The 13,756-nt window shown below is 49.8% G+C and carries 16 protein-coding genes; all 16 read left to right on the top strand.

The annotated features are described in order from the left end of the window. Window position 1 precedes the first annotated feature (1 nt). The 16 genes from rpmF (at window position 2) to prpC (ending at window position 13,478) form a co-directional block, all read left to right on the top strand. A complete protein-coding gene (gene rpmF / locus KG631_RS10910; RefSeq protein WP_019675618.1) occupies window positions 2-166 on the top strand; it encodes a 50S ribosomal protein L32 in 165 nt (54 codons plus the stop codon). 6 nt (window positions 167-172) lie between these two features. Continuing rightward, window positions 173-1,213: a phosphate acyltransferase PlsX gene (gene plsX, locus KG631_RS10905; protein ID WP_213999761.1), complete on the top strand. Its 1,041-nt coding sequence runs from the start codon at window positions 173-175 to the stop codon at window positions 1,211-1,213. 6 nt (window positions 1,214-1,219) lie between these two features. Further along, a complete protein-coding gene (locus tag KG631_RS10900) occupies window positions 1,220-2,179 on the top strand; it encodes a beta-ketoacyl-ACP synthase III (RefSeq protein ID WP_213999760.1) in 960 nt (319 codons plus the stop codon). Window positions 2,180-2,240: 61 nt separating this feature from the next. Continuing rightward, entirely contained in the window at window positions 2,241-3,182 is a 942-nt protein-coding gene (gene fabD / locus KG631_RS10895; protein WP_213999759.1) for an ACP S-malonyltransferase, read from the top strand. Window positions 3,183-3,184: 2 nt separating this feature from the next. Then, the gene (gene fabG / locus KG631_RS10890) at window positions 3,185-3,931 is read left to right on the top strand and encodes a 3-oxoacyl-ACP reductase FabG (RefSeq protein ID WP_213999758.1); all 747 of its coding nucleotides are present in this window, start codon (window positions 3,185-3,187) and stop codon (window positions 3,929-3,931) included. Window positions 3,932-4,058: 127 nt separating this feature from the next. Beyond that, entirely contained in the window at window positions 4,059-4,295 is a 237-nt protein-coding gene (gene acpP / locus KG631_RS10885; RefSeq protein ID WP_008223041.1) for an acyl carrier protein, read from the top strand. Window positions 4,296-4,375: 80 nt separating this feature from the next. Then, entirely contained in the window at window positions 4,376-5,614 is a 1,239-nt protein-coding gene (gene fabF / locus KG631_RS10880) for a beta-ketoacyl-ACP synthase II (RefSeq protein ID WP_213999757.1), read from the top strand. A 97-nt stretch (window positions 5,615-5,711) separates the two neighbouring features. Next, entirely contained in the window at window positions 5,712-6,479 is a 768-nt protein-coding gene (gene pabC / locus KG631_RS10875; RefSeq protein ID WP_213999756.1) for an aminodeoxychorismate lyase, read from the top strand. Then, on the top strand, window positions 6,476-7,492 hold the full coding sequence (mltG, locus tag KG631_RS10870) for an endolytic transglycosylase MltG (protein WP_213999755.1): 1,017 nt from the start codon (window positions 6,476-6,478) through the stop codon (window positions 7,490-7,492). The genes pabC and mltG overlap by 4 nt, the downstream gene beginning before the upstream one ends. Beyond that, a complete protein-coding gene (tmk, locus tag KG631_RS10865) occupies window positions 7,485-8,126 on the top strand; it encodes a dTMP kinase (RefSeq protein ID WP_213999754.1) in 642 nt (213 codons plus the stop codon). Before mltG ends, tmk begins: the two co-directional genes overlap by 8 nt. After that, on the top strand, window positions 8,119-9,042 hold the full coding sequence (gene holB / locus KG631_RS10860) for a DNA polymerase III subunit delta' (protein ID WP_213999753.1): 924 nt from the start codon (window positions 8,119-8,121) through the stop codon (window positions 9,040-9,042). The genes tmk and holB overlap by 8 nt, the downstream gene beginning before the upstream one ends. Beyond that, the gene (locus tag KG631_RS10855) at window positions 9,030-9,356 is read left to right on the top strand and encodes a PilZ domain-containing protein (RefSeq protein WP_213999752.1); all 327 of its coding nucleotides are present in this window, start codon (window positions 9,030-9,032) and stop codon (window positions 9,354-9,356) included. Before holB ends, KG631_RS10855 begins: the two co-directional genes overlap by 13 nt. Window positions 9,357-9,378: 22 nt before the next feature. Next, a complete protein-coding gene (locus KG631_RS10850) occupies window positions 9,379-10,158 on the top strand; it encodes a TatD family hydrolase (RefSeq protein ID WP_213999751.1) in 780 nt (259 codons plus the stop codon). A 566-nt stretch (window positions 10,159-10,724) separates the two neighbouring features. Beyond that, window positions 10,725-11,408, top strand: coding sequence for a GntR family transcriptional regulator (locus tag KG631_RS10845; protein WP_213999750.1), 684 nt, complete (start codon window positions 10,725-10,727; stop codon window positions 11,406-11,408). 1 nt (window position 11,409) lies between these two features. Continuing rightward, window positions 11,410-12,300, top strand: coding sequence for a methylisocitrate lyase (prpB, locus tag KG631_RS10840; RefSeq protein ID WP_213999749.1), 891 nt, complete (start codon window positions 11,410-11,412; stop codon window positions 12,298-12,300). A gap of 50 nt (window positions 12,301-12,350) precedes the next feature. Continuing rightward, window positions 12,351-13,478, top strand: coding sequence for a 2-methylcitrate synthase (prpC, locus tag KG631_RS10835; protein ID WP_213999748.1), 1,128 nt, complete (start codon window positions 12,351-12,353; stop codon window positions 13,476-13,478). Window positions 13,479-13,756 lie beyond the last annotated feature (278 nt).

The raw sequence follows: 13,756 nt of genomic DNA, 5'->3' as shown, positions 1-13,756 counted from the left end.
AATGGCTGTTCAGCAAAACAAAAAATCTCGTGCACGTCGTGACATGCGCCGTTCTCACGATGCGTTAACTGGCCCTACGCTGTCAGTTGACTCAACAACTGGTGAAACGCATCGTCGTCACCACATTACTGCCGATGGTTTCTATAAAGGCCGTAAAGTAAAGTAAGCCCGGATGCACCTGGTGCAGCCAATCAAGATTAAGCTTGCTTTAGATATGATGGGGGGCGACCATGGCCCCCTTACTACTATTCCTGCCGCCCTGGCAGCGATTAGCGAATACCCCCAATTAAACCTTGTGTTGTGTGGCGACATTGACATGTTGCAGCAGCAGTTACGTTTTCATAATAGCTATCCACACCCGCAGCTCAGCCTGGTTGCCAGCAATAATGATGTTGGTATGGCCGATAAGCCTTCTGTTGCCCTGCGCAATAAACGCGAGTCATCTATGCGCCGGGCTCTGGACCTGGTTGAGCAGGAGCAGGTTCAGGCCTGTGTCAGTGCCGGCAATACCGGCGCCTTAATTGCCATGGCCCATTATGTGCTGAAAATGCTGAACGGGGTAGAACGACCGGCGCTGATCAGCGGGCTACCCAGTTGCAAAGGTAATCCGGTGTATATGCTGGATTTAGGCGCTACCGTTAATTGTGATGCTGACACCTTGTTCCAGTTTGCAGTTATGGGTGCGGTAATGGCTGAAGAAGTCGTCGGCATTCGCTACCCGAAAGTTGCGTTGCTGAACATGGGCGAAGAGGAAATTAAAGGCTCGGATCAGATTAAGCGTGCCTCGCAGTTACTGACCAGCTGTAACGACATTAATTACATTGGTTATATTGAAGGCGATGATATTTTTTCCGGGAAAGCTGATGTGATTGTGTGCGATGGTTTTGTCGGCAACGTTGCACTGAAAACCTGTGAAGGGGTTGCCAAGCTGATATTACGCCGGTTTGAAACCAGTTTACGCCAGAAAGTCAGTGCCCAGTTTTTTGGCTGGTTACTGAAACCTTTTATAAAAAGTCTTTATCAGGGGGTGAACCCCGACCACTATAACGGGGCAAGTCTGATAGGATTGCGCGGAATTGTAGTGAAAAGTCACGGAAATGCGACAAAAGACGCATTTTTAAGTGCCATCCGACAAGCAGTGCGCGAGGTAGAACGCCAGGTGCCTGCCAAGATTAAAGATCGGCTGGAACACGTATTAATAGATAAAGCATAGGTTCGCATGTACTCACGCATTATTGGCACCGGGAGTTACTTCCCGTCTCAGGTTCGCACCAACTCTGACTTGGAAACCATGGTGGAAACCACCGACGAATGGATTATAGAGCGAACCGGCATTAAAGAGCGACGGATTATCGGCGCTGACGAATCTGTTGCGACTATGGGCGCTCAGGCGGCGCTGCAAGCTATTGACGCAGCGGGTATAGATAAGAACAGCATCGATATGATTATCTGTGCTACCACCAGTGCCTCGCGCGCGCTGCCAAGCGCCGCGTGTGAAATTCAGCGCGAATTAGCCATTCCAGCCATCCCTGCCTTTGATATTGCCGCTGCCTGCGCCGGTTTTTGTTATGGCTTAAGTGTGGCAGATCAGTATATTAAAACCGGTATCGCTAAACGTATTCTGGTGATTGGTTCAGATTGCCTGTCGCAATTAGTCAGTCCGGAAGACCGTTCCATGGTGATCTTATTCGGGGATGCCGCCGGTGCCGTTTTACTGGAAGCGTCAGAGCAGCCCGGTATTTTATCTACTCATATCCATGCTGACGGTAAATACTCAGAATTATTGTACGTCGATAACCCAATTCGCGGTGATGAAAACTCGGTACACAATTCCTGGGGCAGTATGAAAGGTAACGACGTCTTTAAAGTGGCCGTCACTAAACTATCCCAGGTCGTCGAGCAAACCCTTAGTGCCAATAATATGGATAAGTCAGAAATTGACTGGCTGGTGCCGCATCAGGCTAATTTACGCATTATTTCTGCGGTAGCCCGTAAACTGGATATGTCGATGGACCAGGTGGTGATTAATCTTGACCGTTATGGCAATACCTCTGCTGCAACTGTTCCCACCGCGCTGGATGAAGCTATCCGGGATGGCCGGATTAAACGGGGCCAGACCTTACTACTGGAAGCTTTTGGTGGCGGTTTTGCCTGGGCTTCAGCCCTGGTACGTTACTAATAATACAGCATTAATTTTACGCTATTTTTAAAAGCTATAAGTTAAAAGTGCAGGACAAAAAATGACTCAAAAACTTGCAATCGTCTTTCCCGGACAGGGTTCACAAAGTGTTGGTATGCTAAGTGACTTATATCAGCACGACATCGTTAAAACCACCTTTGCTGAGGCCTCTGCCGCGCTGGGTTACGATTTATGGGCATTAGTTGCTAACGGCCCGGAAGCTGATTTAAACGAAACACAGCGAACTCAACCGGCGTTATTAACGGCTTCTGTGGCTATCTGGCGCTTATGGCAGCAACAAGGCGGTGCGACCCCCGCTTATTTTGCAGGGCACTCATTGGGAGAGTATTCTGCGCTGGTGTGTGCTGATGTGCTGAGTCTGGGCGCAGCGGTAAAACTGGTTGAGCAACGTGGTCAATATATGCAGCAGGCGGTGCCTGCCGGAGTAGGGGGCATGTCAGCAATCATTGGTCTTGACGACGCGCTGATTGCCAAAGCCTGTGCAGAAGCGGCGCAGGGCGAAGTCGTGGCGCCGGTAAATTACAACTCACCCGGTCAGGTCGTTATTGCCGGACATAAGGCGGCAGTCGAGCGGGCCGGGGAATTATGTAAAGCAGCGGGGGCTAAGCGGGCTTTGCCACTGCCGGTCAGTGTACCGTCGCATTGTGCGCTGATGCGCCCGGCCGCTGAGCAGTTGTCTACCGACTTAGCGGCGCTGAACTTTAATTCACCGCAATTACCGGTAGTAAATAACGTTGATGTCAGTATTGCTATCGATAGTGCGGCAATAAAAGATGCCCTGGTCCGCCAGTTATACAGCCCGGTGCGCTGGACTGAAACCATTGAGTGGCTGGCAAGCAATGGCGTCACTGACGTGATTGAGCTGGGCGCCGGCAAAGTGCTCAGTGGCCTGATAAAACGCATTGATAAAAATCTTAATAGCAGTTCAGTTAATGATCAGGCATCGTTACAGTCTGCATTAACCCAGCTAACACAGGAATAACGATGACAAACTTACTCACATTAGACGGCAAAGTTGCCCTGGTAACCGGCGCCAGTCGTGGTATTGGCCGCGCGATAGCTGAGCAATTGGCGGCATTGGGTGCCAAAGTTATCGGCACCGCAACAACAGAGAAAGGCGCTGCGGCTATTTCAGCTTATCTGGCAGATAAGGGCCAGGGCCTGGTACTGAACGTAACTGATGCCGATTCAATTGAACAATGTTTAACTGAAATTAAAAACCAGTTTGGCGAAATTGATATTTTGATTAATAATGCGGGTATTACCCGCGACAATTTATTGATGCGGATGAAAGATGATGAGTGGTTTGACATTATTCAGACTAACCTGACATCGGTATTCCGGCTGAGTAAAGCGGTCTTGCGTAGCATGATGAAAAAACGTTATGGTCGCATTGTCACTATCGGCTCTGTGGTTGGCTCAATGGGTAATGCAGGTCAGACCAATTATGCAGCGGCCAAAGCTGGCGTGCTGGGTTTTACTAAGTCTTTGGCGCGTGAAGTGGCCTCACGCGGTATTACGGTTAACGCTGTAGCGCCGGGATTTATTGACACAGATATGACTAAAGAGCTGTCTGACGAGCAAAAAGAAGCAATATTTTCTCAGGTTCCGGCTAACCGGCTGGGCCAGCCAGAAGAAATTGCAGCGACAGTCGCTTTTTTAGTCTCGGCACCGGCAGCCTATATTACCGGTGAAACAATTCACGTTAACGGCGGGATGTATATGCTGTAAGCAAAGCAGGTTTGACCAGCAAAAAATGCTGGTAAGCATGCTTGCAACAGTTGCAGCTTACGCATAAACTAGCGCCACACAAAATTGCACGAATTGTTGCGATTTATATGAGAAAAAGGAAGAAAAGATGAGCAACATCGAAGAACGCGTTAAAAAAATTATCATCGAGCAGCTGGGTGTTAAAGAAGACGAAGTGAAAAACGAAGCGTCTTTTGTTGACGATCTGGGTGCTGACTCACTGGATACAGTAGAGCTGGTAATGGCGCTGGAAGAAGAATTCGATACTGAAATCCCTGACGAAGAAGCTGAGAAAATCACTACTGTTCAGTCAGCGATTGACTACATTAAAGCCCACGCTGAGTAAGCGCAAAGCTTGTAAAACGGGTAGCTTAGCTACCCGTTTTCGTTTCACGACAGATATAATTTGCTAAGACGGAGGACACGATGGCAAAACGTCGTGTGGTAGTGACCGGTCTGGGAATGTTAACGCCGCTGGGCAACGACGTTTCCAGTAGCTGGCAGGCTATGCAGCAGGCCCAAAGTGGTATTGGATTTATCGAGCATTTCGACACCAGTGCTTACACTACAAAATTTGCTGGTCTGGTTAAGAATTTTGATGTTGAGCCCTTTTTCCCGGCAAAAGATGCCAAGAAAATGGACTTATTTATTCAGTACGGTGTGGCCGCTGGTATTCAGGCTTTTCGTGATTCCGGCCTGGAAGTTACTGAACAAAATGCCCCGCGCATTGGCGCAGCTATCGGTTCGGGAATTGGTGGTCTGGGATTAATCGAAGAAAACCATATTAAATTGCTGAACAGCGGTCCTAAGCGCTTATCTCCGTTCTTTGTACCTTCAACCATTATTAATATGATTGCCGGTCACCTTTCTATCAATCTTGGTTTGCAGGGCCCGAATATCAGTATTGTTACCGCCTGTACCACAGGTGTGCATAACATTGGCCAGGCCGCGCGGATGATTGCCTACGGCGACGCTGATGCCATGATTGCCGGCGGTGCTGAAAAAGCCTCAACTCCGATGGGTATGGGCGGTTTTGGTGCGGCCAGAGCATTATCGACCCGCAATGATGCGCCGGAAAAAGCCAGCCGTCCGTGGGATAAAGACCGCGATGGTTTTGTATTGGGTGATGGTGCAGGGGTAATGGTCGTGGAAGAGTACGAGCACGCCAAAGCCCGTGGTGCCAAAATATATGCCGAGCTCGTTGGTTTTGGCATGAGTGGTGATGCTTATCATATGACCTCGCCGCCAGAGAGTGGCAAAGGGGCGGCACTGGCAATGAAAAATGCTTTGCATGATGCCGGGGTAAACCCGGAGCAGGTGCAATATATTAATGCCCATGGTACTTCTACCCCGGCTGGCGATATTGCAGAAACTATGGCAATTAAATCACTATTCGGGGCTAAGCCTGCTAATTTAATGGTCAGTTCGTCCAAATCAATGATGGGCCATTTGTTAGGTGCAGCGGGCTCGGTCGAGTCAATTATTACTGTACTGTCGTTGCAGGACCAGTTGGTGACACCAACTATTAACCTGGATAACCCCAGTGACGGCTGTGATCTGGACTATGTGCCGCACACGGCCCGCCAGGCGAAGCTGGAGTACGCATTGTGTAACTCCTTTGGTTTTGGTGGTACTAACGGTTCTATCCTGTTTAAGCGGGTGTAATTCCAACTCAGCGTTGACAAAGGCTGCTGTGGCAGCCTTTGTTTTATCTGCAATTTAAGGCATACTCGGCCTTATTTCCCGGTTGTTAATCAGTCACGTGACCAACACTATCAGTATCAACGATCGCTGCTTTTTATACGGTGATGGCTTTTTCAGCACGGTCCGGGTAACTGACGGCATACCCCAGCTGTGGCCGTTGCATCTGGCACGGTTACAGCATAGTGCCCGCCAGCTGGCTATTGATATTGCTGACTGGCACCAGGTCACTAACGCCGTTGCGGCTACAATAGCAGCTGAACAACTGACTGATGCGGTATTAAAAATTCAGATTTCCCGCGGTGACGGCCTTCGTGGCTACAGCCCCGCGGGAATTGCACCTGCCAGCATTTTTATCAGCCATAGTCAGCTGCCAGATTACCGCCAGTGGCAGCGGCAAGGTGTTAATTTACTGCTGGCTGAACTGCGCCTTGCGGTTCAACCTGCGCTGGCGGGCTTAAAACACTGTAACCGGCTAGAACAGGTGTTGTTAAAACAGGAAGCCATTGCCAGACAGGCTGAAGATCTGCTGGTCTGCGATCAGCAGGGTTTTATTACCGAAGCTATCGCTGCAAATCTGTTTATGCACCGCGCCGGACGCTGGTATACGCCAGAGCTAACCCGGGCAGGGGTTGCCGGTGTTATGCGAAGCCAGCTGTTAGCGCGGCATGCTGATATCGGGCTGGTTAACTGGCAGCTGTCTGAGTTAGCGACGGTTGATGCAATGGTACTGACCAATGCTCTGATGGGATTAGTGCCGGTACAGTCTTATAATAATCAGCCGCTTAATCTGACGTTGGCGAAAACCTGGTGTAACGGGCATTTATGATTAAAAAACTATTCGTTTTTCTGTTGCTAAGCGCTATTAGCGCTGTGCTAATTCTGGCATACGGTTTTAAACAACTGGAACAGCGGCCGGTGCAACTGACTGAGCCCTATTTCACTGTGCCCGCCGGCAGCAGCGCCCGGGGCCTTTGTCAGCAGTGGCTGGCACAGGGCCAGCTTAACGATATCGACTGTCAGTTACTGCGATTGTATTTAAAGTGGCAGCCTGAGTTAGCTAAAGTCAGACAAGGTACATACCAGACGCCGGATGGTGCGACACTGTTGTCATTGCTGCGGTTGTTTGCCAGTGGGGAGGTCGCCCAGTTCAGCGTGACTTTTATTGACGGGGAAACAGTGCAGCAAGCCCTGGCGAGGTTGCAGCAGGCAGCATACTTACAACAGGATGTCAGCACTACCAGCCAAATACTGGCGCTGTTAAACTGGCCAGCCGAGTGGGGGGGCAAACCTCAGCACCCGGAAGGCCTGTTATTTGCTGACACTTATTTTTATACCGCAAACAGCCCTGCCAGTGCCCTGATAACACGTGCGCAACAGGCACTACTGCGCCAACTCGACCAGGCCTGGCAACAACGTCAGGGAGAATTACCACTGCAAAACCGCTATCAATTGTTGATCATGGCCTCGTTAATTGAAAAAGAAAGCGGTTTACTGGCAGAGAAGCCGCTGGTCAGCTCAGTATTTGTTAACCGTTTAAACAATAATATGCGGCTGCAAACCGATCCCACCGTAATTTATGGCTCAACAGACTACAGCGGCCGGATAACCTATGCCGATTTACGCAATCCGCATCCGTACAATACCTATCGTCATCATGGTTTACCACCAGGACCGATTTCACTTGTCGGGAGCAGTGCCTTGCAGGCGGCTGCGCAGCCGGATGTCAGCGATTATTTTTATTTTGTCAGCCGTGGTGATGGCGCTCATGTGTTTTCAGAAACGCTGGAGCAACATAATGCCGCGGTAAGGAAGTACATATTGGGAAAAAACGATGATTAAGCCCGGCAAATTTATTGTAGTGGAAGGGCTGGAAGGTGCCGGAAAAAGCAGTGCCATCACAACTATTACTCATTGGCTGCAGCAACGACATCTGCAGGTGGTATCTACCCGTGAGCCCGGCGGCACCCCGCTGGCTGAAAAGCTGCGAACCCTGGTAAAGCAGGTTGATAGCAATGAACAACTGGCGCCGGAAACGGAGTTGCTACTGATGTATGCCGCAAGGGTGCAGCTACTGACCAACATTATCCGGCCTGCACTGAGCCGTGGCGACTGGGTGCTGGCTGACCGCCATGATATGTCTTCCCGCGCTTATCAGGGGGGCGGTCGCCAGTTAGATGAGCAGCTAATTAATAACCTGCGCACTACGGTGCTGGGTAATACCCGGCCTGATCTGACGCTCTATCTTGATATCGACCCGGCAGTGGGGCTAAGCCGTGCTGCCGCCCGCGGTGAGCTGGACCGGATTGAGCAGGAGCAGCTGGCATTTTTTGTCAGAACCCGGCAAAAATACCTGCAAATTGCCGCAACCGAACCCAATATTGTCAGTATCGATGCCAGCCAGCCTTTGGCTGCGGTGCAGCAGGCTATCATCAACGCCCTGGATAACCATTTTACCGGGCAAACAGATGACTGAACTGTATCCGTGGTTACTTGCGCAGTTTAAGCAGATGCAGACGCTGATCAGCAATGACCAACTGGCTCACGCCCTTATTCTCAGTGGCCCGGCGGGTATTGGTAAAGGTGCAATGGCTGATGCGCTGGCTGCCACGTTACTGTGTAAAAACAGGCAGCCAGCAGGAGCCTGTGGTGAATGTAAAAGTTGTTTATTGCGACAAGCAGGTAACCATGCTGATTTACTGCTGCTACGCAGCGATAGCCAACATCTTGGCGTGGATGCTATCCGGCAACTGAATCAGTTTACCCATGGCGCAGCACAGCAGCATGGCTACCGGGTGGCTGTTATTCCGCAGGCAGATACGATGACAGAAGCGGCGGCCAACGCCCTGCTAAAAACCCTGGAAGAGCCGCCAGCGGGTTGTTTTATTGTGTTGGTAACCAGTAACTATCCGCAGTTGTCAGCGACCATTCGTAGCCGCTGTCAGCAATGGCTGTTAGCTGCTGGCAATGCTGCTCAGACAGCACAGTGGCTGCGCCAGCAAACCAGTCAAGCGCCACCGGATTTTTTAGTTGATTACTGTCAGGGCGCACCGTTAAAAGCGCTTAGTTTGCTGGCGGATAATACCGCGGACAGCCTGGGTGACAGTCTGAAATTGCTGGATGAGTATGTTAGTGGCCAACTGCCGTTAGCCCGTGTCGTAAAGCAGCTGGATGGTAACGCTGAACTCAGTGGTTTGCTGGGTTATTATTTACGTAAAAGGCTGGCCGGCCCGTTGGAGTTTTCACGGCAGCAGGCTGTTTTAACGGCATATCAGCGTTGGTGTCGTGACGCGACCCGGATTATAGGGCAAAATAGTGCTTTAGCGTTGTCCGGTTTATTAACTGAATTGAAAACCTTGTTGCAACATCAGGAGGCAAAATGGAAGAGCTGACCCTTGGCTTTACTGATAATAAAGAGTTGTACCGCTGCTATATGCCTTTTTTTAAAAATGGTGGTTTGTTTATCCGCTCGGCCCGGCAGTATAAGATGGGACAGTCACTGGCCCTGAGTGTCACCTTGCCAGATGCATTAGAGCCATTAGTTGTGACTGGGAAGGTGGCCTGGGTAGCACCGCACGGTTCACAAAGTGCTAATCCGGCAGGGATTGGCGTAGCTTTTATTGATGATAAAGCGAATTTGTCCGGTAAAATAGAGAAACTGATTGGCGGTATGCAAAACAGTACCGATCCCACCTATACCATGTAATCGACATATTTCAGAGGTTGTTTTGTTTGTAGATTCTCATTGTCATCTGGACCGGTTAGAGCTGGACAAACTGGGTCTGAGCCTGGAGCAGGTTATTAATGCTGCCCTTGAGCGCCAGGTTGAGCATATGCTGTGTGTGTCGGTCAGCCTGGCGGAATTTGCTGAGATGGCGGCCACGGTGGCTGACTATCCGCAAGTGTCTGTATCCTGTGGTGAACATCCGTTACATCAGACTGGTACGGTAGACCCTCAACAGTTACTCACTTTATGTCAGCAACCGAAGGTAGTGGCTGTCGGTGAAACTGGTCTTGATTACTTTTATGCGCCAGAGTCTAAGCTGGCCCAGCAACAGGCGTTTGTCAGCCACATAGACGTGGCTCGCCAGGTTAAAAAGCCCCTTATTGTCCACACCCGTGATGCCAGAAGTGACACTATCGCCTTACTGAAGTCACACCAGGCTGAACAGGCGGGTGGGGTATTGCATTGCTTTACCGAAAGCTACGAGATGGCGAAAGCCGCCCTAGATTTAGGGTTTTATATTTCTATTTCCGGGATTATGACCTTTCGAAATGCTGATGAGCTGCGCGCCGTTGTAAAGAAGTTACCGCTGGACCGCCTGTTAATTGAAACCGACTCACCCTATCTTGCCCCGGTGCCTTACCGGGGCAAAACCAATCAACCGGCTTATGTTACCGCCGTAGCCGATGCCATCAGTGAGTTACGGGGCATCAGCGTGGCCCGTCTGGCAGAGCAGACTACCGCTAACTTTTATCAGTTATTTCCACTTTGCAAACCAGCTTAACCCTTGGCTTTAATTCAGCATTACGCTGAATTCTGGCTTGGCTGTCACAATTATTTGAAGTTGCAGATAAAAGAAGCCCAGAACCAATCCGAATTGTTCTGGGCCTAGGGGAATGGCTCATAGGGAATGAGCCGTGCGCTATCGAAAAAGTGTTGCAAATAAGGTAAAGGCAAGTGTAGTAAAGCTAATTCATTTTTTCCTGTTGCTGTCAGGTCCTTAATTCTGTTTTCTGGCAAAGTTACCCACCGTTTCCGCTCAGGTTATACCCAGCTTATCCCCTGTTTTGTGCCGCAGCATGGCGTTATTGCAGCCTTTGTCCTTATTTGGGTGCAAATGTTTTTTATAAGACATTTGTATAGATTGTTAATTTGTTAATAATAAAAAAGTCTAAAAAATAATTTTACTCAACGTAATTTAACTGAGGCAGCAGCAGCGGCTATGCCATCTTGGTTGCTAGCCTGTCTACTACTTTAGGCGCATATTGTCGACAATTTATGCTTTCAAGGCTTGACACTGGTCATTAAGAAGCATAAAAAGGGCGCATAAATTATTTATGTCGACAATTTATGTATCAGGCGCATCCGGCTTTACGTCAACCAGTTACTGCTGCCGATAGGGTTTTGCAGGAAATTCAGCGGGCTATCGTTGATGGCGATATTGCTGCTGGCAGCAAAATAAGTGAGCCGGAACTGGCCCGTCGCTTCGACTTAAGCCGGGCACCACTGCGGGAAGCCCTGGCACGTCTGGAACGCTGTCATCTGATTGAACGGATCCCGAATGCTGGTGCCCGGGTAGTGACGTTGTCGACAGCTGGTTTGCTGGCATTGTATCAGCTGCGGGAAAACCTGGAAGGGTTGGCCTGCAAATTGGCAGCGGAACATATGACAGACGCTGAGATTACCGAAGTCCGCCAGTTACTGGATCAACACCTGTCATCGCAACGGGTACGCGAAGGCGAAAGTTATTATCAGGAAGCGGGCGACCTGGACTTTCATTACCGGGTGATTCTCGGCAGTAAAAACAGTTATTTAATCAACATATTATGTGACGAGCTGTACTACCTGGTACGAATGTACCGGGTGCAGCTTGGCATGAATGGGCCACGGGTGTCGCGTGCGTTTGATGAACATAAAGCTATTATTAATGCCATTGCTAACCGGGACGGTGAGCTGGCCGATTTACTGATGCGCCGTCATATAGCCGCATCGCGACGCAATATTGAATTACAACTTGAACAAATGGGAACCTGATATGGCTAATACACAGACCGCCGGCGCTAAATTTCGCGCGGCTATAACTGCAAACCAACCGTTACAAATAGTCGGTACCATTAACGCTTACACGGCAATGATGGCCGAACGTTGTGGCCATCAGGCTATTTATTTGTCTGGCGCAGGTGTTGCAAATGCCTCTTTTGGCTTGCCTGATCTTGGCATGACATCGCTAAATGATGTTTGTGAAGATATCCGCCGGATTACCGCCGCTACCAGCGTACCACTTTTAGTTGATGCCGATACCGGTTGGGGCGGGGCCTTTAATATTGCCCGCACCGTGAAAGAAATGAGCCGGGCCGGCGCAGCGGGTTTTCATATTGAAGATCAGGTGGCGCAAAAGCGTTGTGGCCACCGGCCCAACAAAGAAATTGTCAGCTTAGATGAGATGGTCGACCGGGTGAAAGCCAGTGTTGATGCGCGTGATGATGAAAGCTTTTTTATTATGGCCAGAACCGATGCTTTAGCGCAGCAAGGCGTAGATGCGGCTCTGGAGCGGGCATTAGCCTGTGAAGCTGCCGGCGCCGATGCTATTTTCGCCGAAGCAGTTCATACCCTAGAGCAATATCAGGCTTTCACTAACGCATTAAAAATACCGGTGCTGGCTAATATTACTGAGTTTGGTCAGACGCCACTATTTAATAAAACAGAGCTGGCCAGCGTTGGCGTAGCAATGGTGCTGTATCCGCTAAGTGCGTTTCGAGCCATGAATAAAGCAGCGCTGAATGTGTATCAGTCTATTCTGGCTAATGGCGATCAGAAAGCAGTGGTAGACAGCATGCAGACCCGCGCTGAACTATACGACTTTTTAAATTATCACAGCTTTGAGCAAAAACTGGATGCATTGTTTAGCGACGGTAAAAACAAGTAAGCGTCAGCTGGCAGTTAACAGGTTAATTATCAAAGAATTGGAGCAAGACAATGGCAAATGCAAAACAATTATCAGGGGCCGGCCTGCGTGGTCAGGTTGCCGGCAAAACAGCTTTATCAACGGTTGGTAAAACGGGTTCTGGTTTAACCTATCGGGGTTACGATGTAAAAGATTTAGCCGCAAGTTGCGAATTTGATGAAGTCGCGTTTCTGATTTTAAAAGGCGAGCTGCCGAACAAGAGCGAGCTGGCGCAATATAAAACCACATTGAAAAACATGCGGGCATTACCTCAGGCATTAAAAGATGTGCTGGAGCGGATCCCGGCATCAGCCCACCCAATGGATGTGATGCGAACCGGCTGTTCTATGCTGGGTAACCTGGAAACCGAGCAGCGTTTTGCCGAGCAACAAGATGTTACCGACCGCATGCTGGCTATATTTCCGGGTATGGTGAATTACTGGTACAACTACAGTCATCATAATAAACAGATTGAAGTGGAAACTGATGCAAATTCTACCGCTGAACAGTTTTTATGGACCCTGCATGGCGTTAAGCCAACCGCATTGCACACTCAGGTGATGGAAGCGTCGCTGATTTTATATGCTGAGCATGAGTTTAACGCTTCTACCTTTACGGCCCGGGTTTGTGCCTCTACCCTTAGCGATATGCATTCCTGTATTACCGGTGCTATTGGCTCGTTACGCGGCCCGTTGCATGGTGGTGCCAACGAAGCGGCGATGGAACTGATTGAAAACATGAAAGACCCAGAAGATGCAGAGCAAAAGCTGCTGGGGATGCTGGAACGCAAAGAGAAAATTATGGGCTTTGGCCATGCGGTTTATGCTGATTCCGACCCTCGCAATGCGGTTATAAAAGCCTGGTCAGAAAAGTTAGCTAAGGCTAATGGCGACACACGTTTATATGATGTATCAGAGCGCTGTGAAGCGGTAATGTGGCGTGAGAAGAAGTTATTTTGTAACGCCGACTTTTTCCATGCGTCGGCTTACAACTACATGGGTATTCCAACCAAGCTGTTTACGCCAATTTTTGTTTGCAGCCGTTTAACCGGCTGGGCTGCCCATGTGATGGAGCAGCGCGCGGATAACCGCATTATCCGGCCAAGTGCTGACTATGTTGGTGTTGAGCCACGCAGTGTTAAACCGATTGGCGAGCGGTAAGTAACTAGCAAAGCTGTAAAACGGAACTGAGGTTGGAACCCGTTAGCGCAGCCACAGAGTGTCTGAGCCCTGCCGCAGGCATAAGGGCGAGTTGCTGTGGCGAGCATGGCGGGATTCCAACCGATAGGTTGCATATTAACCCGAATTTTTAGAGAGCGTTTAGCCAGCTAATAAACCGGTAAGTTTGTGTACGAACCGGTTTGCCCACGCCGACACGCCGTGAACCCATCCATGGGGGCTCGTTTCCGCCCGTCCAGGGCTTCAACGGTCGGCTTAGG

Source organism: Arsukibacterium sp. (assembly GCF_018402695.1).
Classification (GTDB): Bacteria; Pseudomonadota; Gammaproteobacteria; order Enterobacterales; family Alteromonadaceae; genus Alishewanella.
This window is presented reverse-complemented; position numbering and strand designations above follow the sequence as displayed.

Excerpts from the sequence above, each read along its gene's own strand:
- rpmF (WP_019675618.1), top strand. The coding sequence starts at position 2 with ATGGCTGTTCAGCAAAACAAAAAATCTCGTGCACGTCGTGACATGCGC.
- plsX (WP_213999761.1), top strand. The coding sequence starts at position 173 with ATGCACCTGGTGCAGCCAATCAAGATTAAGCTTGCTTTAGATATGATG.
- KG631_RS10900 (WP_213999760.1), top strand. The coding sequence starts at position 1,220 with ATGTACTCACGCATTATTGGCACCGGGAGTTACTTCCCGTCTCAGGTT.
- fabD (WP_213999759.1), top strand. The coding sequence starts at position 2,241 with ATGACTCAAAAACTTGCAATCGTCTTTCCCGGACAGGGTTCACAAAGT.
- fabG (WP_213999758.1), top strand. The coding sequence starts at position 3,185 with ATGACAAACTTACTCACATTAGACGGCAAAGTTGCCCTGGTAACCGGC.
- acpP (WP_008223041.1), top strand. The coding sequence starts at position 4,059 with ATGAGCAACATCGAAGAACGCGTTAAAAAAATTATCATCGAGCAGCTG.
- fabF (WP_213999757.1), top strand. The coding sequence starts at position 4,376 with ATGGCAAAACGTCGTGTGGTAGTGACCGGTCTGGGAATGTTAACGCCG.
- mltG (WP_213999755.1), top strand. The coding sequence starts at position 6,476 with ATGATTAAAAAACTATTCGTTTTTCTGTTGCTAAGCGCTATTAGCGCT.
- tmk (WP_213999754.1), top strand. The coding sequence starts at position 7,485 with ATGATTAAGCCCGGCAAATTTATTGTAGTGGAAGGGCTGGAAGGTGCC.
- holB (WP_213999753.1), top strand. The coding sequence starts at position 8,119 with ATGACTGAACTGTATCCGTGGTTACTTGCGCAGTTTAAGCAGATGCAG.
- KG631_RS10855 (WP_213999752.1), top strand. The coding sequence starts at position 9,030 with ATGGAAGAGCTGACCCTTGGCTTTACTGATAATAAAGAGTTGTACCGC.
- KG631_RS10845 (WP_213999750.1), top strand. The coding sequence starts at position 10,725 with ATGTATCAGGCGCATCCGGCTTTACGTCAACCAGTTACTGCTGCCGAT.
- prpB (WP_213999749.1), top strand. The coding sequence starts at position 11,410 with ATGGCTAATACACAGACCGCCGGCGCTAAATTTCGCGCGGCTATAACT.
- prpC (WP_213999748.1), top strand. The coding sequence starts at position 12,351 with ATGGCAAATGCAAAACAATTATCAGGGGCCGGCCTGCGTGGTCAGGTT.